Consider the following 23,681-nt stretch of genomic DNA (forward strand, 5'->3'; position numbering starts at 1 on the left):
TGATAAATTTTATTACATTATCATTTTAATGAATTTTCAATATGATTAGAGCAGTACAAAGACTTGAATTTGCAAATGTTTTTCCAGAAGAAGAACCTCAAGAAATACTTGAATATCTATCAAATATTTCACGAGAAACACTCTTAAAAATTATTGGTTTTAGTACTACTAAAAACCAACCAAATTATGATAGAGTTTTTAGTAACTCAGAAACTCAAAACGATATAAATAAAAGGGTAGCTGAATATGGCAGAGCAAATCAAATTCCTGAAAGACCTGTTCTTATTTCACGCGAGAGTAGTCTAATGCTTAGCGAGATAATTCTTGCTAACAGGACAACTTTATTAGAAGACAATGACAATGAGGGTGTGGATAAGGATGAAATGAATTTGTTTAAAGCCTACTTGTTGATAAATCTTCAGGCAAATGAAAAGCAAAATTTTGGCGATGCTCTAGATAATATAGACCGTATGGCTGAGATGTTCATTGCAATGTCGTTTTCATCAGCAGATACAGGCCTTTTTGAAGATAATGACTTAGAGTTCGCTAAACTACTTTACGCCACGGTTGTTAAGTTTGAATTTTTACTGGAATTTGTCTTTGAAGATGACAATAAATTCTTGGGCATAGCTCTAGCTGAAGAATTTGGGCAAGACAATCTGGAGGACCTGAAATACCAAGTGAAGCTTTTAGTAGCTACGTTATTGCGAAAGAAACATCTTGATAGTTATATTTTAACACCAGAAAGAGACGACCATATCAATTTCTTAAACACGCTTACAAATGCTGAAATAGATGTTTCGGATGATTTTACCAATCTCAAAAAATTTCCGCTCTATAAAATAAATGATACGCAATTCTCAATAGTAGATTACTTTTATTTATTAGATAAATTTTTTAAAAGTGTTAGGTTCATATTGAAGGATGCTTTTATTGAGCATCACGGGTTGAAGAAAAAAGATACGTCGTTTTTTGCATTCTACAACACAGAGTTTTCAGAAGAAGTTGTAATGAAGAAAGTTCTCGATGACATATTTCATTGGAAGTATTTGGTAAAGCGTCAAGAAGCTGCAACAAAAGATAATGAACCAGACTACTACGTTCGCCATAACAATAAAATTTACCTATTTGAAAATAAGGATGTACTCGTGAGAGCAGACATTAAAAGCTCATCAGATATTGAGAAGATTAAAAAATTACTAGACAAAAAATTTATACACGATGGCGACCGTCACGTCGGTATTGGCCAATTAATCAATTCCATTGAACAGATAGTGAATAAGCAGTTTCCCTATGATGATTATGTAAATAGTAAAAACAACTTATCAATTTATCCAATACTTTTAGTTAGTGATAGGATTTTTGAGATTCCAGGAATGAATTATCTTTTGAATAATAGGTATAATGAATTGGTGCAAGAACGGCTAGGGGACAAATACAAACCGAACTTAATTAAACCACTTACGTTTATTGATATTGATACTTTTATTTTTTTAGCACCACATCTTAAAGCTAAGGATAGAAATTTTAGGGATTTGCTAGACCGACACCATAAGGCAATGAAAACCCGTGTGGTTATAAACAACCCAAATATTGAAGAGGCAAAAATACAAGCAAGTAAAGGTATGTTTAAGCAATTATCGCCAATAAGTTTTAGGATGGATGAGTATAAATTTCCAATGGATTTGCTTGTAGATAAATTTAGAGATGTGCTACCAGAATAATTATTAAAATAAAAGATGATCAAAAATTAACCACACTATCCAAAGCATCATCAGCATCTTTGTGTATAAAGTTTGCTTGATAATTTATAGTTGTAGTGATTGAAGAGTGACGGTAAAGCTTTTGAAGCATTTGAATGGGGATTTTATCCCCAGAGATATTACCAAAACTATGTCTAGCAATGTGCATACTCATTTTTTTGGTTATGTCTAGTTTTGTAGCAACTTTCTTCAAGTGTCTGTTTAGGTTTCGTGTTATCGTCTGTGTTCTTATAGAGACCTTCTGCGAATCGTCTAAATCGATTTCTTTAAGGTAATGAAAAATTAAATCGTTATCAAGACTATATTCACTTCGATACCTATTAAGTATCGCACTTGCCTTGTCGGGAATTTTAAGTGTAACCAATTTACTGTTTTTGTTCATACGGTAAACTAATCTGCCATCATTAAAATCAGACCACTTTAATTTTAAAACATCGCCTACCCTTATACCAGCGAAATAAAAACTAATAAGCCATACGTGAACTGCATTTTGTTGAGCGTCGGTTAAGTCTTTGACATTCTCTAATTTCTGAATTTCTTTGCGGTTCAGTCCAATCTTTTGTGATTCAGGGATTCTTATCTGAATTTTCCCTTTTCCAAATGGATATCTGCCCCGGTCAACAAAAGATTCAGATACAGCAAGGTTGTAAATAGTTCGTATTAGAATCAGATAGTTCACTACCGTTCTCGGCGAAAGTTTTTTATCGTGAAGCAAGAAAGTCTCGAACTTTTTGAGTAGTGGAACATTAAGCTCATTAAACGATAACTCACTTTTTCTAAGAAAACTCTTAAACTTTTTAAGACGACCTAGTTCAGTATCGTATTGATGATACTTTTCCCTGTTTTTTAGGTTATCAAGATGCACATCTGCTACGGCAAAGAAATTAATATTTTTATTTTGCCTAATTTTTTTCTTGATCGCATCGACGGTTTGATAGTCAGCATTGTTTTCAGCCTCTAAAACTTTTTTATTTGCCTCAGCAATTTTAGTAAGTATAAAGTTATTAATGATGTTGGCATTGGGATGCGATTTTCGAACACATCTATTTTTCTTATCCCAGTACTTTTCTTTAATATTTTGACCAGTTCCCAAATAAGAACTTTTTCTGTCTTTGGTGATCCTGATAGCTATCGGATAACAACCTTCTGGATTCTTTTTCTTGCGGAGTACTGCTCTAACTGTTGCCATAATAATTGCTTTAGATTATGAAGATAATAAAAATAGGTACAACATAGGTACAACATTTTATGCTTTTAATTGATATTATTTGACTATAATCATTATGAAGTATTAACTAATTCATTGATTTTCAGTGTTATTAAGCTTGATTAGTTTAGTATGGTAAAATACTCATAACCCGAAGGTCACTGGTTCGAGTCCAGTTCCCGCTACTAGCAAAAACAAGGCTTCACAGAAATGTGGAGCTTTTTTTATTTAGAAGAGTTTTTGGTTTCCCTGACGCTTCGGGGCAGTTCCCGCTACTAGAATAGACAAGGCTTCACAAAAATGTGAGGCCTTTTTTTTATTTAAAAGATTTCCTGGCTTCCTCGACGCTTCTAGTCTAATTCCCGTTAATAGCAAAGCCTCTATTTTTATATTTGAGTTAAGCTTATAACAAGACTGATCATAAGTAATACGTTTCTATATATTTTATTTTTTCTTGATTTTAATAAGAGTACACGAAAAAGCATACGATTCTTATGTGAAATCTGATTGATTGTAGTTTGCTATTTATATTTTAACTCGCATTTCAGAAAATAATCAATAGACTTTTGTTGATTTGTGTAAACCTAAATATATTATCATGAAAAAAAGTTTATTATTTCTACCGTTTATTTTATTGACAGTTTTAGTGAGTTCTTGTAGTAGTGATGACGATGTGATTGATCGATTAACCAAAATCACTGATATTCCTGCAAATGCTGATTTATCAATTGACTATCTACCAATCAATTTATTTGAAATTCCTATTGAGCAAAATTTAAATTTACGCCAATTAATTGATGATGAATTGGGTAGTGACGAAGCTTTAGATCAAGTTAAAGAAGTAGAGCTTGAAGACATGTCTATAGAACTTTTAAGTGCTGATGATCAAGAAAATTTTGATTTTATAGAGTCAGTGACTTTAGGTGTTAGAACTGATGAATTGCCTTACAAAGAAGTTGCAACTTTAGAGAATATTCCTTCTGGAGTAAGTATTTTGGATCTAGAAACAACTGATGATTTATATGTAGATGATTATGCAAAATCCGAAAATATGAAGTTGGTCATCAAACTTAAAAGTGTTGAGGACGCTTATAATTTAGATTTAAAATTAAGAATGAAGTTTGATGCTAAGCTAGACCCTTCATTATAATTCAAAAAAATATAATTAATGAAATCCTGTGTGAGAACACGGGGTTTTTTTGTTCAAATTTTGCTCAATTTAGAGTTAATATTAACCTTTAATTTTAAATAATGTTATCAATGTTTACTTAGTTTTGCCGATCAAATTAAAACACAATCATGCTTCAATTTTTGATCAAACCTAAAGTCCTAATTTTATTTATCACTTTATTTCTGTCACAATTTTCATTTTCACAAAATGATTCTTTGGTACTGTCAAATAATGATGTGATTGTGGGCGAGCTGAAATCAATGAAGCAAGGTGTAGCTGCCATAGAAACTGATTACAGTGATAGTGACTTTAAAATTGATTGGGAAGAGGTGAAGACGATTCATACACAAAGTGAATTTTTAATTACAATCAAATCAGGCGAACGCTTCAATGGTTCTCTTAAAAGTTTTGATGGTGACAAAGTTCACATTTTAAATGCTGAAGACACTTTAGCTTCTGTTCTAAAAAATAATGTTGTTTTTTTAAACGTCGTAAAAACTGACTTTTTAAGTAATATAAAAGTGAGTTTAGGGGTTGGTTATAATTTTACAAAAGCAGACAACCTTTCTCAATTTAGTGTCAGAAGCACGATTGGCTATCGCGCTAAACGTTGGTCACTTAATGCAAATTATAATGATATTCGATCAAGTCAAGATAATGCTGAATCTGTTAAACGTCTTGATGCTTCTTTAGCTTATCAGTTTTATCTCAAAAAAAACTGGTTTACACATACCGAGGTCTCATGGCTTTCAAATACTGAGCAAAATATCAACTTGCGAACACTTGGAAAGCTAGGTATTGGTAAGTTTTTAATTCAAACCAATAGTTCATATTGGGCAATGCAAGTTGGAGCGTCATATAACAATGAAAACTTTGAGGTTGAGGGGATTAAAAAAGAAAAAAATAGTGCTGAAGCTTTTTTAGGAACCGGTCTTGATCTTTATGATATCGGTGATTTAAGCCTTATGACAACAGCTACAGTTTATCCCAGTTTAACAGAATCTGAGCGTTGGCGTTTTGATTATAAACTCGATGTTAAATATGACCTGCCTTTAGATTTCTTCGTCAATTTTGGTATCACGCTCAATTATGACAACAAACCTGTTGAAACTGCAAGCAAAACAGACTACGTTTTTCAAACAACTTTTGGCTGGGATTTTTAATATTGAATTCTTAGATATTATGCACTTTTTAGTGTAAATGTTTTTTAAAGCATATATTTTTTGCTTTATTGACAACTTATGATAATTATCATAATTAAGACAAGATTGTCTTGTTATTTTTGAGATGAAATTATAACCCTAAAATGTCATACTATGTTCAATGTATCTAAATTTCAAAATTTATTCAAAACATCTTTATTGTTGTTATGTGCAGCTGCAATTGTTTCATGTTCAGATAACAAAAACTCGAAAGATGAAGCTTATGTTAATCCCAAAAAAATAAAAGTTGATGGCAGAATGGATGCTGAACTTACAGCGCCACCGCATGTTCCACCATCAACAAGAGATAGAGCAGCGAAAAGACTGACTGTCGATATGGAAATTTTGGAAGAAGTTGGTACAATGACTGACGGAGTTGAATATGTTTATTGGACGTTTGACGGAACAGTTCCTGGAAGTTTTATCAGAACTAAAGTGGGTGACGAAATCGAATTTCACTTAAAAAATCATCCAGATAATAAATTACCCCATAATATAGACCTTCATGCAGTTAACGGGCCAGGCGGTGGAGCAGTTTCATCTTTTGTAGCACCAGGTCGTGAAATCGTTTTTTCTTTCAAAACACTTAATCCAGGTTTGTATGTTTATCACTGCGCCACTGCGCCAGTTGGGATGCACATTGCTAACGGAATGTATGGACTTATTTTGGTTGAGCCAGAAGAAGGTCTTGAGCCAGTAGATAAAGAATATTACATCATGCAAGGTGACTTTTATACAAAAGGAGACTATGGTGATCCAGGTTTACAAGCTTTTGATATGAAAAAAGCGATTGATGAAGATGCCGATTACGTCGTCTTTAACGGTAGCGTAGGCGCATTAACTGGAGATAATGCTTTAACTGCCGAAGTTGGCGAAACAGTTAGACTTTATGTTGGTAACGGTGGACCAAATTTAGTTTCTAGTTTTCACGTGATTGGAGAAATTTTTGACAAAGTGAATTTAGAAGGTGGAGAATTAGTTAACGAAAATGTTCAAACAACACTTATTCCTGCTGGTGGTGCAGCTATGATAGAATTTAAAATCGATGCACCAGGTGAATATATTTTAGTGGATCACTCAATCTTTAGAGCTTTTAATAAAGGCGCTTTAGGTATGATTAACGCTGGCGGTAAAGAACAGAAAGATGTTTATAAAGGAACTATCCAAGAAGGGATTTATTTACCTGAAGGTGGTACAATTCAGGAAATGCCCATTTCAGATGAAGAGCGTGCTGAAGCTTCAAAACCACCCAAAGGAAAACTTTCTTTTGATGAAAAAATGCAAATGGGTAAAAGAGTTTATGGAGAAACATGTTTTGCTTGTCACCAATCTGAAGGGCAAGGTATCGCAGGAGCTTTTCCTCCTCTAGCAAATTCTGATTATTTAAATGAAGATGTTAAGCGTGCTATTGATATTGTTTTGCATGGTAAAACAGGTGAAATTGTTGTCAACGGTGAAACTTACAACAGTGTGATGACGGCTCAAAACTTGACTGATAAAGAAGTTGCTAGTGTGATGACTTACGTTTACAACAGTTGGGATAATAATGAAACAGAAATTAGCGAAAGCCAAGTGAAAAAATTGCGTAAATAATTTTTGAGATAAAAAATAATCCAAAATCATCATGATAAAATTCATAGCAAAACTTTCATTATTTCTTCTACCGCTGTTTTCAATGGCGCAAGATATTGACGGAATGGCAATTATTGGAAAAGGAACTTATGTGCCTTTGTATGGAAGCGATTCTATTAAAGTTAATGTTGAAAAGTTCGCTTTAGATGTCTATCCTGTTACTAATGCTGAATTTCAGAAATTCGTTGAAGCACATCCAGAATGGAAGAAAGAAAATGTGAAAGCTTTGTTTGCTGATGAAAGTTACCTAAGACATTGGGATGCAAATCATGAACTCAAGAAGGGAGAAAAGCCTAATTCTCCCGTGACGAATGTCTCTTATTTTGCCGCTAAAAAATACTGCGAATGTGATGGCAAAAGGTTGCCAACTTTAGATGAATGGGAATATGCAGCGATGGCTGATAAAACTTCTCCTGATGCGAGAGAAAAAGATTCGTATAATAAATTCATTTTGGGTTGGTATGAAAAGCCAGCAGCTTTTAATCAAGAAGTCGGTAGCACTTTTAAAAACTATTGGGGTGTTTATGATATGCATGGTTTGGTCTGGGAATGGACTTCAGATTTTAACTCAGTGTTGATTTCAGGTGAGTCTCGTCGTGATAATACAGAAGATAACAATCTTTTTTGTGGAAGTGCAGCTATTGGTTCTTCAGATTTAATGAATTATGCAGCCTTTATGCGTTACGCTTTTAGAGGAAGTGTAAAAGCAAATTTCAATATCAGAACTTTAGGATTTAGATGTGCTCAAACATTAGATAATAAAAATCAGAACAATGAAAATTTATAAATATTTAATCCTCGCTATAGTTGTCAGTTTAACAGCTTGTCAAAATAGTTCAGATGAAAAATCGTCTGAGAATAATAATGAAGAAGCAACTGCTGAAAGTCAAGAATTACCAGATCTTTCTATTTATCATTTGCCTTCAGAATGGACAACGCAAAATAACGAAAATATAACGCTTGAACATCTTAAAGGCGATGTGCTTGCTGTGGTTATGATTTATACTTCATGCAAAGCAGCTTGCCCGAGATTGGTTGCTGATATGCGAAATATTCAGAAAAAAGTCTCTGATGAAAAAAACAAAAATGTTAAATATGTTTTTGTGAGTATTGATCCAGAAACTGATACACCAAAACGTTTAAAATCTTTTGCAAAAGAGAATGAAATGGATTCTGATCAATGGGTTTTTCTAAGAGGAACAGAGGAAGATACACGAGAGTTTGCAGCAATACTTGCTGTGAGTTACAAACAAATATCTCCTGTTGATTTTTCTCACTCTAATATCATCAGCGTTTTTGATCAAGAAGGAGTTTTAAAGTATCAAAAAGAAGGTTTAGGCGAAGATGATTCTGAAACAATTCAGAAAATAGAGGATCTTTCAAATTCATAAATTAAAGACTTTCTGATAAATTGTGAGTTAACAAAATATTTTCAATATTAAGGCAACTTCTTTATAATTTCGCAGTTAAAATAGAGTAGATTCTATGTCAAAGAAATTAAAAGAAGTTGCTTTTTCTATTTTAGAATTAGCGGCAATTGGAGAAGGTTTAAAAGCATCAGATGTTTTTCAAAATAGTTTAAGTTTAGCTCAGCATGCAGAGTCATTAGGCTATAAGCGCTTTTGGTTAGCCGAGCATCATAATATGAAGAGTATTGCAAGTTCTGCAACCTCAGTTTTAATCGGTTACATAGCGCAAGGCACACATAAAATAAGAGTAGGTTCGGGCGGAATAATGTTGCCAAATCACTCACCTTTAATTGTTGCTGAACAATTTGGTACTTTGGGACATCTATATCCTGATAGAATAGATTTAGGACTTGGAAGAGCGCCAGGTACCGATCAAAAAACAGCGCATGCAATAAGAAGCGATCGCGTCTCAGCAGTCCATAGTTTTCCTAATGATATTCAAGAAATTCAAAATTACTTTTCAAAAAACAACAAAGAAAGTTCAGTTAGATCATACCTTTCCGAAGGTATTGATGTACCAATCTATATTCTTGGATCAAGCACAAACAGTGCTTATTTAGCCGCTAAAAAGGGATTGCCTTATGTTTTTGCAAGTCATTTTGCGCCAGCACAATTACAAAATGCACTTCAGATTTACCATCAAAACTTTCAGCCATCTCAATTTTTAAGTCAACCATATACAATTGCAGGCATTAATGTCATTGCTGCAGATACCACTGAAGAAGCACAGTATTTGTCAACTAGCATGTATAAAATGATATTGGGTGTTCTGACGCAAAACATGGATTACCTCCAGAAAGCAACAGGTATGACTCCAGAAATTGAGAAACTACGAAATCACCCAAGTGTAAATCAAATGTTGAAATATGCATTTGTAGGTAACAAAAATGAAGTTAAAGAGCAAACTCAAGATTTCGTTAATCGCTTTCAAGTGGATGAGGTTATTTTAACATCTTACATTTATGATCAAAGTGCTAGGTTAAGGTCTTTTGAGATTTTTTCAGAATTAATGAAGGCCTAATTCTTGCATAAAGCACAAGGCTTTATTAAATTTTAATACCTGAGCCTTATTTGTAAAATATATTTAATTAACTTTTCGCCAAAACTATAACATGGAATCAGTACTAAACTTTATAGCAAATATTGCATGGTGGCAATGGATTTTGGGAATTGTTGTAATTGTTGCTATTAGAGATGTCTTTTTTAATAAACACCATATTATAACAAGAAACTTTCCTGTTGTTGGACATTTTAGATACATGTTAGAAAGTATTGGTCCAGAATTACGTCAATATATTGTTGCTAATAATAGAGAAGAACTTCCTTTTGATAGAATTCAGCGTGACTGGATTTATACATCAGCCAAAAACATAAATAACTATGAAGGTTTTGGTTCTGACAGAGATTTTGATGGAACTAATTATATTTTTATCAATAACGCGATGATGCCTTACAGATTGCCTGAGCATCATCCTAACCAAAAAGACCCTTACTTCGTGCCATGTGCAAAAGTGATGGGTCTCGCGCGTGGTCGTCGTTACCCGTATCGTCCGGCTTCTGTTATAAATGTCTCAGCAATGAGTTTTGGCAGTTTATCTGGTCGCGCTATTGCTTCATTAAATAAAGGGGTGAAATTGTCAAACGCATACCATAATACAGGTGAAGGAGGTATTTCGCCTTACCACAAAAATGGTGGTGATTTAATTATGCAAATCGGGACGGCTTACTTTGGTATCAGAGATGAAGATGGAAATTTCTCGATGGACAAGCTTGTCGATTTGGTGAATAACACACCGACCATTAAAGCGATTGAAGTGAAATTATCACAAGGTGCCAAGCCTGGTAAAGGAGGCGTCCTTCCTGCTTCTAAAATAACGAAAGAGATTTCTGAGATTCGTCATGTACCTATGGGTGAAGATGTGATTTCTCCGCCTTATCATACAGCTTTTAACGACATTAAAAGTTTGATTCAATTTATTGAAGATGTTGCGGAACAAACGGGTTTACCTGTTGGAGTGAAAGCTGCAATTGGTAAAATTGATCAGTGGAAGCTGCTTGCTCAACAAATGAAAGAGACAGGACAAGGACCAGATTTTATCACTATTGATGGAGGTGAAGGAGGAACAGGTGCAGCACCACCTAGTTTTGCTGACCATGTTTCTGTTCCTTGGATGCAAGCCTTTAAGAATATTTATAAAATTTTTAGTGCTAATGAATTAACTGATGATGTTGTTTTTATCGGTAGTGGTAAACTGGGTTTCCCATCAGAAGCAGCAATGGCTTTTTCAATGGGAGTTGATTGTATTAACGTTGCAAGAGAAGCGATGATGAGCATCGGTTGTATTCAAGCGCAATCTTGCCATAATAACACTTGCCCAACAGGTATTACAACGCAAAATAAATGGCTTGAAAAAGGAATCAACGTTGAAGAGAAATCGATCAGAGCTCTTTTTTATTTTAAAAATTTCAGGAAAGAATTGCTAGAAATTACGCATGCTGCAGGCTATGAACATCCATGCCAATTTACAATGGAAGATGCTAACATTAATTTGAGTGATCAAGATTTTACAAAAACATTAGCCGATGCTTATAAATATGATAAGCAACAAGTTGACTTCAAATCAATGCGAGACCTTCAAACTTGTCAATATTTAGGAGGAAACTATAATCAAGCACATTCTGAAAAACAAGTGTCAACATGTAAAGTGAGATATTAAATCACAACTATTAAACTATTTTTCGACTTATAAATTTTATCAACTTGGCATTCTCAAAGTGGAAGCCAAGTTTTTTTTATGTATTATTCAATAAAAAACATGATGTATTTGATAAAGTTCATTTCATTTTTAAATAAATTTACTGTTTTTTAAGGCTACAAATTAAATGTGGACTATACAAAATCAAAATAGAGTTGAAGTCTTTTTACCATAAAGCAATCGCTTTCCTAAATTACTTTGTAAATTTAGATTTTATAAAAAGCACTAATTCAAAACCTTAACAAAAAACAAAAACACATGAAAAAAGTAAATTTTATTTTAGGCGCGCTTATGATTGGTTCAACGCTTGTTGCCTGCCAAAACTCAGATAAAAAAGAAGAAAGCTTAGAGAAGAAAGCTGACAAAACAGAAAAGAAAAAATCTGATAAAAAAGGAAACGAGATGAGCGAAACTGACTGGGCTCGATTAGATATTGATCCGATTTTGAAAGATTACATGATTGTTAAAGACGAACTCGTTAATGATAATATGGATGGTGTTGGTAAAAACACTGAAAGATTAATCACTGATATCAATAACTATGATTACGATAAAGTCGCTGAAGAACACAAAGATTTTACAAAAGCTATCATGGGTGATGCTAAAGAAGTAGCAATGAAAATAGATAGCGGTAAAAATCTTGAAGAAAAAAGAAAGCATTTTTATCATCTAAGCGAAATCATGACAAAATATGTGATGACAGTTGGAACGAAAGAACCAATTTATGAGCAATATTGCCCAATGTATGATAATGATCGTGGTGCAACTTGGTTGAGTTTAAATGAAGAAGTTAAAAATCCATATTTTGGAAGTAAAATGTTGAAATGTGGAGAGGTTCAAAATAAATTTTAATTTTCATATACTCAGCTAGCAAAAAGTTACTTGAGATTTTTTTCTTTAGAGATATTCAATTTTGAAAGCCTAATAGAGTATACAACTTATGAATAAAAGCAAAATATATATCATCATCGCTCTTTTAATTGGTATTGGTGTTGGCTATTTTATTTTCTCATCTACTGGAGATGATTCGCAAAAAACTGCATCAAATTCACATGCTGATCAAGCCGATGAAACTCCGTCAACAAATGAATTCCGCTTTTCGCAAAATGAAATGACTCTTGCTAATATTCAAACCATAGTTGTCGGAAAATCATTGTCAAGTGAAAAGTCGGAAATGAATCTTTCTGGTAAAATCGTTTTTAATAGAGAAAATCAAAATACACAAGTCAGTTATTTTAAAGGTCACTTAGAAAAATTGATAGCTGATTTTAAAGGAAAAAACATTAGAAAAGGTGATTTAATCGCTTATATCTATTCGTCTGATTTGATTGAAATTCAAAAGGAATTGAAAAGTGCGGCTGCTTTAAAAAAACTAAAACCTGAATCTTACGAGGCTATCTATCAAAAACTGAAAAATCGAAAACTCAGTGAAAGACAAATTCGTCGTATTGAAGAAAACAATGATCCAATTAAACGCTTTCCAATTTATGCAACTGTATCAGGAACAATTGAAAAAGTTTTGGTTTCAACTGGTGATGATTTAGAGGAAGGACAAGGGATTTTGGAATTGAGTAATTTCAATTCAGTTTGGGCAGAATTTGATATTAATGAAGAGCAAATTTCAAATTTTAGTCAAGGTCAAATTCTTCAAGTAACAACAAATACTTACCCTAACGAAATTTTTAAAGGTAAAATTTCTTCTATAAATTTAACTGTAGAATCTAATAAACCTTTGAATAGAATTCGTGTTAATCTACCTAATTTAGATCAAAAGCTCAAGCCTGGTATGCTTGCTAAAGCAAACTTCCCAACTCAAAATTCATCTAATGAAGATAGAATCTATATTCCATCAACTGCTGTTTTAAGGCAGGGAAAAGAGTCTGTTGTTTATTTAAAAGTTAAACAAGACAAGCTGGTTTTTGAAATGAGAGAAGTGATTTTGGGTGATAAAGAAGCAGATATATATGAAGTTTTAAAAGGTTTGGAAAACGGAGATAGGATTGTCACCAATGGCGTTTCCACCGTTGATTCTTTAAAGCAATTACAAGAAAAGAAATTGATGACAAACCAAAAGAATCAAGAGATTTCAGATACAATTCAATAGAGGTTTAATTCTATGTCAGAAAAAATTTATATTAAAAATATGGTCTGCCCGCGATGTATTTCAGCGGTCGAATCTATACTCAATCAACTTCAAGTCAACTATAGGGAAGTACGGTTAGGTGAGATTGACTTAGATACAAAATTAAATCTATTCCAGCTAAATAAGCTTTCTGAAAAACTAGAGAATCAAGGTTTTCAATTGATTCAGGATCGCAAAACTTCACTTGTTGAACGCATTAAAGCTCTGGTAATCGATAGAATTCATTACTCCTCAAAATTAGAGGATTTTTCTTGGGCAACGTATTTGAATAAGCATTTGCATTTGGATTATAAATACTTGAGCTCTCTTTTTTCTTCACAAGAAAATATGACACTTGAACATTACATTATTTCACAAAAAACGGAACGTGTTAAAGAACTTCTCGTATATGATGAACTCAGTTTAAAAGAAATTGCTGATCAACTAGATTACAGTAGTTCTGCTTATTTAAGCAGCCAGTTTAAACAACAAACAGGGCAATCGCCAACAGCTTACAAACAAAGTCAAAATAATGATCGTAAATCTTTAGATGAAATTTAAAATCGTGAGAATTTCATAATTGTTTCAGCCTAAACCATAAGTGATTTTATTTGTTTTTAGTGAACTTTGACCGTTCAAAAGAAATAAAATTATGTCAACAAAAACTCAAAAAAAGACTTTTTCAGTGACAGGAATGAGCTGTGCAGGTTGCGCCTCCAGTGTTGAAACTGTCCTTTCAAATATTGATGGTGTTGATGCTGCAAACGTTAATTTTGCAACGCATTCAGTTGCCATAGATTATGATGAAAATCATGATGAAACACAATTTAAAAAAGCAGTTCAAAAAGCAGGTTTTGATATCATATTAGATGAAGAAAATGCAGACGATATCAGTGATGAAATCGCTCAAGAAGATTATAAGAAACTGAAAAAGAATCTTATTTGGTCTGCTATTTTCACATTACCTGTTTTTATTTTCGGGATGTTTTTTATGGAGTGGATTCCTGGGCGATGGATCTCTCTTGTACTCACATTGCCTGTTCTTTTTTGGTTCGGTCAGGATTTTTTTAAAAACGCAATAAGACAAGCCAAGTTAGGAAGAGCAAACATGGATACACTTGTTGCACTAAGTACAAGTATTGCATTTATTTTTAGTGTTTTTAATACTGTATACCCTCAGTTTTGGTTGGGCAAAGGTTTGGAGGCACATGTTTATTTTGAAGCCGCAACAGTGATCATCACTTTTATTTTATTTGGTCGTTTGTTGGAAGCTAGAGCAAAATCAAATACATCAACGGCACTTAAAAAGTTAATGGGTTTACAACCTAAAACTTTGCGTGTGATTGAAGGAGATACTGAAAAGGAAATTCCGATTAAAGATGTGCAAATCGGACAAACAATTGCGGTTAAACCAGGTGAGAAAATCCCTGTTGATGGTCAAGTGAGTAAAGGGCATTCACATGTTGATGAAAGCATGATTACTGGCGAACCTCTTCCGGTTGAAAAACATGATGGAGAAAAAGTTTATGCAGGAACAATTAACCAAAAAGGAAGTTTTCAATTTGTATCTGAGAAAGTAGGTTCAGAAACCTTTTTAGCTTCAATTATTAAAACGGTCAAAGAAGCGCAAGGAAGTAAAGCACCAGTGCAAAAAACAGTTGATAAAATTGCAGGAATTTTTGTGCCAGTTGTGATGAGTATTGCTGTGCTTACATTTATTATTTGGATGATTTTTGGTGGTCAAGATGCTTTCACGCATGCGATATTAACTTCTGTGGCTGTTCTTGTTATCGCTTGTCCGTGTGCTTTGGGCTTAGCAACACCAACTGCAATTATGGTTGGCGTCGGAAAAGGTGCTGAGAATAATATTCTAATTAAAGATGCTGAAAGCTTAGAGATTGCGCATAAAATAGATACAATCATTCTTGATAAAACAGGAACGATAACAGAAGGTAAGCCTGTGTTAACTGACGAGATTTGGTTGAAAGATTTAAAAGAACTCGATCATTATAAAGCAATTTTAATGGCAATCGAAAAGGAATCTGAACATCCATTAGCTTCAGCAGTTGTCGATTATTTTGATAAAATTGATTTATCAAATATCAATATAAAATCCTTTGAAAGTATCACAGGAAAAGGTGTTAAAGCAATTTTTGAAAGCGATAAGAAATATTATATTGGTAATCAAGCTTTGATTAAGGATCAAAATATCAAATTGAATTCTGATCTTTCTGAAAAAGCAGAAAAACTTCAAGATGATGCTAAAACTGTCATTTACTTTAGCGATGAGAAAAAGGTTTTAGGTGTTTTTGGTATCGCAGATAAAATCAAAATAAGTTCTAAAGAAGCGATTCAGGATTTACAAAGCAAAGGTCACGAAATTTATATGCTAACGGGTGATAATAAACATACAGCAAAAGCAGTTGCTGAGGCTGTTGGTATCAAAAATTATCAAGCTGAGGTTTTGCCAGCTGATAAATCCGCTTTCGTTAAAAAACTTCAGTCAGAAGGAAAAATAGTTGCGATGGTTGGCGACGGTATTAATGATTCTGAAGCTTTAGCTTTAGCTGATTTGAGTATTGCAATGGGTAAAGGCTCTGACGTGGCTATGGAAGTTGCTAAAATGACTTTAACCACATCCGACTTAAAGAAAATTCCTCAAGCCTTAAAGCTATCGCATAAAACAGTTTTAGGCGTGAGACAGAATTTATTTTGGGCATTTATTTACAATATCATCGGTATTCCGATTGCAGCAGGTATTCTTTATCCGATCAATGGGTTTTTACTTGACCCAATGATTGCAGGTATTGCAATGGCTTTTAGTAGTGTTTCTGTTGTGACAAATAGCTTACGTTTAAAACAAATCAAACTTTAATATTAAAAAATAAAATTCATGAAAACTTTAAAATTTAAATCGACTATTAACTGTGGTAACTGTGTTTCTAAAGTGAAACCAATATTAGATAATCATGACAAAATCAATTCTTGGGAAGTTGACACAGACCATGAGGATAAAATATTAACAGTCAAATCAGATTCAATTTCTGAAAAAGAAGTCTCTGATGCGTTGATAGAGATTGGCTTTAAAGCTGAACCAATTCAATAGTTATTAGATAAACTAAAGATCAAAAGCTGCTTTGACAATTTCTTAGCAGCTTTTTTTATAAGTTGATTTTATCAAAATTAAGATGAGCTGGTTTCGACTCTAATATCCGAGGTAAAATATGCTTCAGATTTGCATAAGCTTTTAAGCTATCATGAAGAACAATAAGGCTTCCAGCTTCAAGGTTCTTTTGATAAATTTCTAAACATTTTTCTTTAGAGGCTCTCTGATCATAATCTCTTGTCAAGACATCCCACATGATGATTTCTTTCCCTTGTTTCAATAAAGTTTGGGCTTGTTTATTTGTACATCTTCCGTAAGGTGGCCTAAAAATTTTTGTTTTTACGCCATGAGATTCTATGATGTTCTGTGTCTTTACTATGTTATTGAGATAATCATTTGTTGAGGTTTTCCAGCCATTCAAATGATTGAAGGTGTGATTCCCTATGGCATGACCATCAGCAATAATTTGTTTAAAAACATCAGGATGCTTTTCGATATTTTCACCAATACAAAAAAAAGTTGCCTTAGCGTTATATTTTTTTAAAAGCGATAGAATCCATGGTGTTACCTCTGGAATTGGCCCATCATCAAAAGTGAGATATATCTTTTGATGATGAGGTTTTATTTTCCAGTGTCTTTTTGGAAAAAGAAGTTTCAGAAAAACACTGCTTTTCATCTTTTTAATTTGGAATCATCTCTGTGCCTTCAAAAAGGTTAACAGAGTCTTTCTGTTGATCATTTGAAAGATTGTCGATTTCATCAACAGGAATTTCACTTTCTGGTTGATCATTAAAGAAATGAGCAAACATATCTATGTATCCATTGAATTTAGTTGCTTCATCCTTCATGATTTCTTCATCTTGCGCAATAACAAGAATGTCAACTAAGCTCCTGTATTTCTCAATTTCGCCGTAGATATTTTGAAAAGCATCTATTTGATTTTCTTGTTTTAAACCAGAATAATAAGTGAGCCATTGCTGATGTTTTGTTGCAACCTCATACCATATCTCTCTGGCTTCTTCAGGTTTTCCTATTTCATAATAGCCTAAAATAAAAGGTTCTAACAATGAATCAAAGCCAAAGTATTTTACTGGCATTTTTTCCATCGCTAAGTCAAGAATTTTTTCTGCTTTATCATTTTTACCTTCTTTCAATAAAACTTCAACGAGTCTTGCCAAATTACTTCTGTAAGTAATTGCATTTTTACGTGTTTCAGGGTCGTGATAAATTTTGTCACTCCCCAAGTTACCCCATTCCCATTGCATAACTTGCTCGTACATTCTATCAGAATCAATACGTCCCATGTCAAAAGGATTTTTAGGATTCACTTTTGTTTTGATTGGTGTGAGTTTGTAAACTATACCTTCAAGCTGTAAATAATCTTTTAACCAGATATAATCAGCATCAGAATAACTTCCTCCAGTAAAGTAAATTGGGCGTTCCCATTCATTTGACGCGAGTACATCAAGCATCATCATTCTGTTTTTATAAATGACGTTGTTTCCTAAAGTAAAATTGATGGTGTCAACTGCTTTATTTCTATCTTTTTCATCTAAACTTTGAGCTTTAATCGCATTGTCAACATTGACAGGTAAACTCAGCTTTTTAGTTGGAAAAGTGTTGTAAATCTGACCATTTTCTAATTCTTCTTTTGTCGAAGGATTATCACTTTTTATGTATTGCATCCATTTTTTGATATTCAATCTTTTTGGGAATCGTGGATCTTCTCTGAAAAAAACAGCGTCGTTTACACTATAAACAAAGTCATCATGCTCCAGAATTGTTTTAACTGGATCGGATGTGTAAGCTTTTCGCTTCATCTGGTCAATATACCAATCTGTCGCAAACAAACTGGTGTTAATCGTTCGCACATCTCGGCGATAGCCTTCAATTTCTTGCGCATACCAAAGGGCAAAAGTATCGTTATCACCTATTGTAAATAGTATGCCGTTCTCTTCGACAGCATCAAGATATTTTTTAGCCATCGCTAGAGTTGTATATCTATCGGATCTATCGTGATCATCCCAATTTTGTTGCGCTAACAGTCCAGGAACGGCTATTAAACAGACGATACCAACAAGGGGAGCGACTATTTTAGGTGAAATTTTATCTTTTAGAAAATCAAAGATTGCAAATACGCCAACGCCAATCCAGATTGCAAATACATAAAATGAGCCGACTAAAGCATAATCACGTTCACGAGGTTCAAATGGTCGTTCATTAAGATATATCTTCAAGGCAATTCCGGTAAATAAAAAGAAAACCATCAACACCCAGAAGAAATTAATATCTCTTCTGAAATGAAATACGAGTCCGATAATACCAAGTATTAAAGGCAAGAAGAAATATGTGTTTCTTGCTTCATTATTTTCAACTTCATCTGGAAGATTTTCTTGACTGCCAATAAACATCTCGTCTATAAAATCAATACCACTAATCCAGTTTCCATTGAAATTTGTGAGTTTTCCCTGCGTATCATTTTGTCTGCCAGCAAAGTTCCACATGAAATAACGCCAATACATGTATCCCATCTGAAATTGAAGTAAATAATTGAAATTAGAAGCTGTAGAAGGTTTGCCGATATTCACGTATTGTGAAACTTGCTTCAGAAAGCCAACATATTCTTCATCCGATATTTTTCCAACAGCATAATCATTATTGACTTTTCGCACATTACTGACGAGCTCTTGTTCTCCAATATATTCTTGTTTTACAGAAACTTCGAGGGGTCCTGTGAATCTTAAATAATTTTCAGCATGCTCAGTACTCCACATTCTTGCCAAAAATGCTTTGTGTGCATCATCAGTGTTTTGATTGTGATTTTTATAATTATTAACGATAACGTATTCACCTTTTTCTCTGTCCATTTCGTACAATGGCTCGTCGTCGAAATAAGGATTATCTGAATCTAAACCTGCAAAAGCTTCAGTGAATTGTGGTCCATAAAAAAGTTTTTGTTCAGGGTATTGTTCACGGTTGTAATAGGCGAGCAGTGCACGCGCACTACTTGGGTTATTTTCATTAATTACCGTTCCGGCATTTGCACGAATGGGAAGCATAATCCAACTAGAGAAACCTATGAAAATAAACAGGATTCCTAAAATAATTGTATTGATGAGTTTATAATTGTGTTGACGTGTGTAACGCAAAGCGAAATAGATCAAAGCAATTAAGCCGATTCCTGTCAAGATTGTCCCTGAGTGAAATGGTAAGCCGAAATTATTGACGACAAAAACTTCAATTGTACCAAAAAGCGTTAGTGTATAAGGTAGAAGAAATTTAAAGATAAATAGTAAAATTGCGACAACAATAACGTGAGCGATGATAAAATTCTTAGTTGTTACTTTTTTAGTGTTTTTAAAATAATAAAGTAATCCGATGGCAGGAATTGTCAGTAAGCCCATGAAGTGAACGCCAAATGATAAACCTATCATCAAGCATATCAAAATAAACCAACGATTACCACGAGGTTTGTGCATATCTCTTTCCCAGAGTAAGCCAACGTAAAACATCGCTGACATGATACAGATAGCCATGGCGTAAACTTCAGCTTCAACAGCTGAGAACCAAAAACTATCAGTAAAGGTAAAGCTTGTAGCTCCAATAAAACTACTTGCAAGTACAGCTATTTTTGTTGCGCTTGAAGCTTGATCTATATTCTTAACAATCTTTTTGAGTATAAGTGTGATGCTCCAGAACATGAAAAGCACAGTAAATGCAGAAGCAACGCCAGACATCAAGTTAACCATGAAGGCGATTTGTGTTTCATCTGCAGCAAACATGGAAAAGAATGCGCCAAAAATTTGATAAAAAGGAGCGCCAGGAGGGTGGCCAACCTGAAGCTTTGCAGAGGTAGAAATATATTCGCCGGCATCCCAAAAGCTTGCTGTTGGTTCAGCTGTGAGTGCAAAAGTGATTAAAGCGATTGCAAAAGCAACCCATGCCAGTAATTTATTCCAAAAAGAGAAATTAATGTGCTTCATTTTTTAAAATTATTTGAGGCGAAAATAAGGATTATAATTAAAAGTAAATCCCTGTTATTGAACCTTTATGAATATCTAATAAATAAAGCTTTTTAAAAAAGTTTAATTTTTTTCTATTTTTTATTTGGAGAATCAGAAATAGAGTTTATATTTGCAAACCGAAATTGTGGCCTATGGTGTAACTGGCAACACATCTGGTTTTGGTCCAGAAGAGTCTAGGTTCGAGCCCTAGTAGGCCAACAAGATTAACCCGAAAATCAACTGATTTTCGGGTTTTTTGATTAATAGAATTAGTTTATAGTGTTAATTAAACCCATTCTTTGTGAAAAGGATGGGTTTTTTTAGGTCACATATTTATTTTGGAAAGCGTGTTTAAGATGAAGCATTTTTGTCCTTTTCCTTCCTGGCTTTTTGACGTGCTTTTTGTTTTCTTTTATAATCCATAATAACAAGCGCTAAAATCAAAACAAATATAAGAATGTAGTGCCAATTGTCACTTAGGAAAATTTCAAGATCAAAACCGTTTTCAAATTTTTGTGCTTCTTGAGGTTTAGGAAGATGTGTTTGTTGCATGGCTGAAAGTTTCATTTTTTGAATAACTTAATATAGAGCTTTTCTTTGTCTTTCTCAGCTTAAAACCTTGATTTAAGCTTTATTTAAATATTTTAACCTAAACTGAATAACCAAAGCTCCGCCTCGTATGAGCATCCAAACTGTGAAGGCAATCCAAATACCATGCAACTTTAGATTGAAATAATCACAGATTAATAGTGTGGGAGCAAAGCCTAAAAGGGTTGCGATAAGCAAAACGTTTCTTAAGTATTTGGCCTCTCCCAATCCTTTGAATATGCCGTCAAACATAAATGCAATTGCATTGATTGGCTGCATGAGAAGTACAATCCAGAAAACACTTGAAAACGCAGCTAACACATCAGAGTCTTTGTTGAAAACGTAACCGATTTGATCATAAAATATAAAGCAAATGAATGATAAGCTTAAAGCGATAATCACAGCATATTTACTGATGTCTTTACTGAGTAACCATAGTTTTTGATAAGCTTTAGCGCCTAATAATCTTCCGCCAATAGCATTTCCTGCATTGGCATATCCATCAATAAAGAAAGAGAAAAAGAGCCATATATTCATCAAGATACTTTGCGCTGCGATGAAAGATTTTCCATAATCGGTTGCATAAGCGTTTGCCATATAAATCGCAATATTTAATGCTAATGTCCTCAAGAACAGATTAAAACTCATGATGAGCAATGGTTTCAAATTTGGGTTTATTTTTCGGCGTAATTTAAAACCAAAGTTCGTTTTCTTTAAGTAGTAGTAAATCGCCATCAGAAGCATTGAAAGCTGCGCAATAACGCTCGCTACTGCTGCGCCTTCAATGTGATAACTGGGTACAATTCCTTCAATACCAAATACAAGAATATAGCTGAGGATGATGTTGACTGTTGCCCCAACAAGACTACACTTCATAGCCCAAAGCGTGTTTTGTAAACCTCTAAAAACACCAAATATAGCAAAGGTGACGAGTGTGAAAGGATAGCCTAAAGCTCGAATTCTGTAATAAGATTTTGTGTATTGTAGGATTAAGCCTTCAGCATTATAAGCTGAAAAAATGAGTTCAGCAAAAAAAGCAGTTGTGATATAAATCACTAAACTCAGAGCAAGATTGAAATAAAGCGTCTGCGGAACTAAAGTTCTTACCGCATGCAAGCGGTTATTTCCTAAATGTTGAGAAACAGTTGCCGAAATTGCAGTTTTGGTTTGTGCTATCACCCAAATTAATGCGGATAAAAAAGAACCGACAATTCCCGCAGCTGCAAGAGCCTCAACAGAGTTTTCGTTGACATTCCCGATGATTGCAATGTCTGTTAAGGAGATCAGAGGTTCAGCAACACCAGCAATAATAGCTGGAATTGCTATTTTGTTGATTTCTTGAAAACTGACTTTGGGTTGTTTGACTTTTTTAGAGTGCATCAACTAAAGTTTCTAGTTGCATTCCTCTTGACCCTTTTATTAAAATGACATTTTTATCAAAATCAAATTGATTAAGGTTTTCAATCACTTCATTAGCATTTTGATAGGCGTTGATATCTTTTTTGTTATTTGCTAACTCATAAAATGTTTCACCAACCAAAATGATATTTTGAAAGTTTTGATCTAAAACAAGGTCTATGACTTTTTGATGTTCTTCATTTTTTGTTTCACCAATTTCAAACATATCTCCCAAAATAACGGAATGATGCTCTGACTTCATCTTTTTCAATGCAGAGATAGCAGCTTCCATACTAGTCGGGTTTGCATTGTATGCGTCCAATATTATTTTAAAATTGTTTTTATTTATTATTTGGGATCTCATGTTTTCTGGCTTGTAGCTTTCAACGGCTTTTTTAATTGCCTTAAATTCTACACCAAAATAAATCCCAAAACCTATTGCGATAGAAATATTTTTAAAATTATAAGCACCTAACAGTTGACTGTTAACTTGCTTTCCACAGAAACTAACCTTAACACTAGGGTTTGCATCTATCAGTTTAACCCGACAATCGGAAAGTGCGTCTTGACCAGTTGCGTAAACCTTTGCATTTTGAGTTTTATCTACTTGAAGAGGATCATCAGCATTGATGAAAATCTTCCTATTAACTCTTATCAGGTAATCGTAGAGTTCGCTTTTGCCTTTGATGACGCCTTCAAAACCACCAAAACCCTCTAGATGGGCTTTGCCAAAGTTTGTGATATAGCCATAGTTTGGTTCTGCAATACCGCAAAGTGCTTTGATTTCTCCTTGATGATTGGCGCCCATTTCAACAATGCCAATTTCATGTGTTGTGTTAAAAGAAAGTAATGTCAGCGGAACACCTATGTGATTATTAAGGTTGCCTTCAGTCGCTTTAACTTTAAATTTTTGAGATAAAACTTCATTAATCAAGTTCTTTGTAGTCGTTTTGCCATTGCTACCGGTGATGGCGATAATAACAAGATCAAGATAGCGTCTATGGAATCGTGCTAAATTTTGAAGACATTCAAGGACATCTTCAACCAAAAAAGTTTTATCTGTTTTGTGATTTTCATCATCGATAACAACATGTTTTGCACCTTGGTCAATTGCTTTTTGGGCATATTGATTACCATTAAAATTATCTCCTTTTAAAGCAAAAAAGATTTGATCTTTTTCGATTTTTCTGGAATCTGTACTAACTCCTGTTGATTTTAAAAATGCAGTGTGTAAATTTTCTAGTGTCATATATCAATAAAAAA

The 23,681-nt window shown here is 33.7% G+C and carries 19 protein-coding genes and 1 tRNA gene; 14 read left to right on the forward strand and 6 right to left on the reverse strand.

Annotation, left to right across the window (positions count from 1 at the left end; all coding sequences use genetic code 11):
- Positions 1-41 precede the first annotated feature (41 nt).
- Positions 42-1,724, forward strand: a complete 1,683-nt coding sequence (locus CAP47_RS10120; RefSeq protein ID WP_100776494.1) for a hypothetical protein — start codon at positions 42-44, stop codon at positions 1,722-1,724.
- Positions 1,725-1,743: 19 nt separating this feature from the next.
- Here the strand turns inward: CAP47_RS10120 and CAP47_RS10125 are convergent, their stop codons facing one another.
- On the reverse strand, positions 1,744-2,952 hold the full coding sequence (locus CAP47_RS10125) for a site-specific integrase (protein WP_100776495.1): 1,209 nt from the start codon (positions 2,950-2,952) through the stop codon (positions 1,744-1,746).
- A 616-nt stretch (positions 2,953-3,568) separates the two neighbouring features.
- Here CAP47_RS10125 and CAP47_RS10130 point away from each other — a divergent pair.
- From CAP47_RS10130 to CAP47_RS10185, 12 genes are all read left to right on the forward strand, one after another.
- Positions 3,569-4,120: a hypothetical protein gene (locus tag CAP47_RS10130; protein ID WP_100776496.1), complete on the forward strand. Its 552-nt coding sequence runs from the start codon at positions 3,569-3,571 to the stop codon at positions 4,118-4,120.
- 149 nt (positions 4,121-4,269) lie between these two features.
- Complete coding sequence (locus CAP47_RS10135; RefSeq protein ID WP_202820552.1) at positions 4,270-5,304, forward strand: DUF481 domain-containing protein; 1,035 nt, start codon at positions 4,270-4,272, stop codon at positions 5,302-5,304.
- 153 nt (positions 5,305-5,457) lie between these two features.
- Positions 5,458-6,936 carry a copper-containing nitrite reductase gene (nirK, locus tag CAP47_RS10140; RefSeq protein ID WP_100776497.1) on the forward strand — a complete coding sequence of 493 codons (1,479 nt, stop codon included), beginning with the start codon at positions 5,458-5,460 and terminating at the stop codon, positions 6,934-6,936.
- A 31-nt stretch (positions 6,937-6,967) separates the two neighbouring features.
- A complete protein-coding gene (locus CAP47_RS10145) occupies positions 6,968-7,762 on the forward strand; it encodes a formylglycine-generating enzyme family protein (RefSeq protein WP_100776498.1) in 795 nt (264 codons plus the stop codon).
- Positions 7,749-8,366, forward strand: coding sequence for an SCO family protein (locus CAP47_RS10150; RefSeq protein WP_100776499.1), 618 nt, complete (start codon positions 7,749-7,751; stop codon positions 8,364-8,366). The genes CAP47_RS10145 and CAP47_RS10150 overlap by 14 nt, the downstream gene beginning before the upstream one ends.
- Before the next feature lie 94 nt (positions 8,367-8,460).
- A complete protein-coding gene (locus CAP47_RS10155; RefSeq protein ID WP_100776500.1) occupies positions 8,461-9,465 on the forward strand; it encodes an LLM class flavin-dependent oxidoreductase in 1,005 nt (334 codons plus the stop codon).
- 91 nt (positions 9,466-9,556) lie between these two features.
- On the forward strand, positions 9,557-11,161 hold the full coding sequence (locus CAP47_RS10160) for an FMN-binding glutamate synthase family protein (protein ID WP_100776501.1): 1,605 nt from the start codon (positions 9,557-9,559) through the stop codon (positions 11,159-11,161).
- Between the two features lie 297 nt (positions 11,162-11,458).
- Positions 11,459-12,052, forward strand: a complete 594-nt coding sequence (locus CAP47_RS10165; protein WP_100776502.1) for a DUF3347 domain-containing protein — start codon at positions 11,459-11,461, stop codon at positions 12,050-12,052.
- 88 nt (positions 12,053-12,140) lie between these two features.
- Complete coding sequence (locus CAP47_RS10170) at positions 12,141-13,304, forward strand: efflux RND transporter periplasmic adaptor subunit (protein WP_100776503.1); 1,164 nt, start codon at positions 12,141-12,143, stop codon at positions 13,302-13,304.
- A 12-nt stretch (positions 13,305-13,316) separates the two neighbouring features.
- The gene (locus CAP47_RS10175) at positions 13,317-13,883 is read left to right on the forward strand and encodes a helix-turn-helix domain-containing protein (RefSeq protein ID WP_100776504.1); all 567 of its coding nucleotides are present in this window, start codon (positions 13,317-13,319) and stop codon (positions 13,881-13,883) included.
- 91 nt (positions 13,884-13,974) lie between these two features.
- A complete protein-coding gene (locus CAP47_RS10180; RefSeq protein ID WP_100776505.1) occupies positions 13,975-16,197 on the forward strand; it encodes a heavy metal translocating P-type ATPase in 2,223 nt (740 codons plus the stop codon).
- Between the two features lie 18 nt (positions 16,198-16,215).
- Positions 16,216-16,428: a heavy-metal-associated domain-containing protein gene (locus CAP47_RS10185; RefSeq protein ID WP_100776506.1), complete on the forward strand. Its 213-nt coding sequence runs from the start codon at positions 16,216-16,218 to the stop codon at positions 16,426-16,428.
- A 55-nt stretch (positions 16,429-16,483) separates the two neighbouring features.
- Here the strand turns inward: CAP47_RS10185 and CAP47_RS10190 are convergent, their stop codons facing one another.
- Both CAP47_RS10190 and CAP47_RS10195 read right to left on the reverse strand, forming a co-directional pair.
- Complete coding sequence (locus CAP47_RS10190; protein WP_100776507.1) at positions 16,484-17,104, reverse strand: polysaccharide deacetylase family protein; 621 nt, start codon at positions 17,102-17,104, stop codon at positions 16,484-16,486.
- Positions 17,105-17,108: 4 nt separating this feature from the next.
- On the reverse strand, positions 17,109-20,411 hold the full coding sequence (locus CAP47_RS10195; RefSeq protein WP_100776508.1) for a DUF2723 domain-containing protein: 3,303 nt from the start codon (positions 20,409-20,411) through the stop codon (positions 17,109-17,111).
- Positions 20,412-20,578: 167 nt separating this feature from the next.
- Here CAP47_RS10195 and CAP47_RS10200 point away from each other — a divergent pair.
- Positions 20,579-20,651 (forward strand) — tRNA-Gln (locus CAP47_RS10200).
- A 132-nt stretch (positions 20,652-20,783) separates the two neighbouring features.
- Here the strand turns inward: CAP47_RS10200 and CAP47_RS10205 are convergent.
- From CAP47_RS10205 to CAP47_RS10215, 3 genes are read right to left on the reverse strand one after another with little or no spacing between them, the layout of a single operon-like run.
- Positions 20,784-20,999: a hypothetical protein gene (locus CAP47_RS10205; protein ID WP_100776509.1), complete on the reverse strand. Its 216-nt coding sequence runs from the start codon at positions 20,997-20,999 to the stop codon at positions 20,784-20,786.
- A 57-nt stretch (positions 21,000-21,056) separates the two neighbouring features.
- On the reverse strand, positions 21,057-22,400 hold the full coding sequence (locus tag CAP47_RS10210; RefSeq protein ID WP_100776510.1) for an MATE family efflux transporter: 1,344 nt from the start codon (positions 22,398-22,400) through the stop codon (positions 21,057-21,059).
- The gene (locus CAP47_RS10215) at positions 22,390-23,667 is read right to left on the reverse strand and encodes a UDP-N-acetylmuramoyl-tripeptide--D-alanyl-D-alanine ligase (protein ID WP_100776511.1); all 1,278 of its coding nucleotides are present in this window, start codon (positions 23,665-23,667) and stop codon (positions 22,390-22,392) included. Before CAP47_RS10215 ends, CAP47_RS10210 begins: the two co-directional genes overlap by 11 nt.
- Positions 23,668-23,681 lie beyond the last annotated feature (14 nt).

The sequence above is a fragment of the Psychroflexus sp. S27 genome, from assembly GCF_002810405.1.
Taxonomy (GTDB): domain Bacteria; phylum Bacteroidota; class Bacteroidia; order Flavobacteriales; family Flavobacteriaceae; genus Psychroflexus; species Psychroflexus halocasei_A.

What these genes read in the sequence shown, in the direction of transcription:
- CAP47_RS10120 (WP_100776494.1), top strand. Translation starts at nt 42, where the DNA reads ATGATTAGAGCAGTACAAAGACTTGAATTTGCAAATGTTTTTCCAGAA.
- CAP47_RS10125 (WP_100776495.1), bottom strand. Translation starts at nt 2,952, where the DNA reads ATGGCAACAGTTAGAGCAGTACTCCGCAAGAAAAAGAATCCAGAAGGT.
- CAP47_RS10130 (WP_100776496.1), top strand. Translation starts at nt 3,569, where the DNA reads ATGAAAAAAAGTTTATTATTTCTACCGTTTATTTTATTGACAGTTTTA.
- CAP47_RS10135 (WP_202820552.1), top strand. Translation starts at nt 4,270, where the DNA reads ATGCTTCAATTTTTGATCAAACCTAAAGTCCTAATTTTATTTATCACT.
- nirK (WP_100776497.1), top strand. Translation starts at nt 5,458, where the DNA reads ATGTTCAATGTATCTAAATTTCAAAATTTATTCAAAACATCTTTATTG.
- CAP47_RS10145 (WP_100776498.1), top strand. Translation starts at nt 6,968, where the DNA reads ATGATAAAATTCATAGCAAAACTTTCATTATTTCTTCTACCGCTGTTT.
- CAP47_RS10150 (WP_100776499.1), top strand. Translation starts at nt 7,749, where the DNA reads ATGAAAATTTATAAATATTTAATCCTCGCTATAGTTGTCAGTTTAACA.
- CAP47_RS10155 (WP_100776500.1), top strand. Translation starts at nt 8,461, where the DNA reads ATGTCAAAGAAATTAAAAGAAGTTGCTTTTTCTATTTTAGAATTAGCG.
- CAP47_RS10160 (WP_100776501.1), top strand. Translation starts at nt 9,557, where the DNA reads ATGGAATCAGTACTAAACTTTATAGCAAATATTGCATGGTGGCAATGG.
- CAP47_RS10165 (WP_100776502.1), top strand. Translation starts at nt 11,459, where the DNA reads ATGAAAAAAGTAAATTTTATTTTAGGCGCGCTTATGATTGGTTCAACG.
- CAP47_RS10170 (WP_100776503.1), top strand. Translation starts at nt 12,141, where the DNA reads ATGAATAAAAGCAAAATATATATCATCATCGCTCTTTTAATTGGTATT.
- CAP47_RS10175 (WP_100776504.1), top strand. Translation starts at nt 13,317, where the DNA reads ATGTCAGAAAAAATTTATATTAAAAATATGGTCTGCCCGCGATGTATT.
- CAP47_RS10180 (WP_100776505.1), top strand. Translation starts at nt 13,975, where the DNA reads ATGTCAACAAAAACTCAAAAAAAGACTTTTTCAGTGACAGGAATGAGC.
- CAP47_RS10185 (WP_100776506.1), top strand. Translation starts at nt 16,216, where the DNA reads ATGAAAACTTTAAAATTTAAATCGACTATTAACTGTGGTAACTGTGTT.
- CAP47_RS10190 (WP_100776507.1), bottom strand. Translation starts at nt 17,104, where the DNA reads ATGAAAAGCAGTGTTTTTCTGAAACTTCTTTTTCCAAAAAGACACTGG.
- CAP47_RS10195 (WP_100776508.1), bottom strand. Translation starts at nt 20,411, where the DNA reads ATGAAGCACATTAATTTCTCTTTTTGGAATAAATTACTGGCATGGGTT.
- CAP47_RS10205 (WP_100776509.1), bottom strand. Translation starts at nt 20,999, where the DNA reads ATGAAACTTTCAGCCATGCAACAAACACATCTTCCTAAACCTCAAGAA.
- CAP47_RS10210 (WP_100776510.1), bottom strand. Translation starts at nt 22,400, where the DNA reads ATGCACTCTAAAAAAGTCAAACAACCCAAAGTCAGTTTTCAAGAAATC.
- CAP47_RS10215 (WP_100776511.1), bottom strand. Translation starts at nt 23,667, where the DNA reads ATGACACTAGAAAATTTACACACTGCATTTTTAAAATCAACAGGAGTT.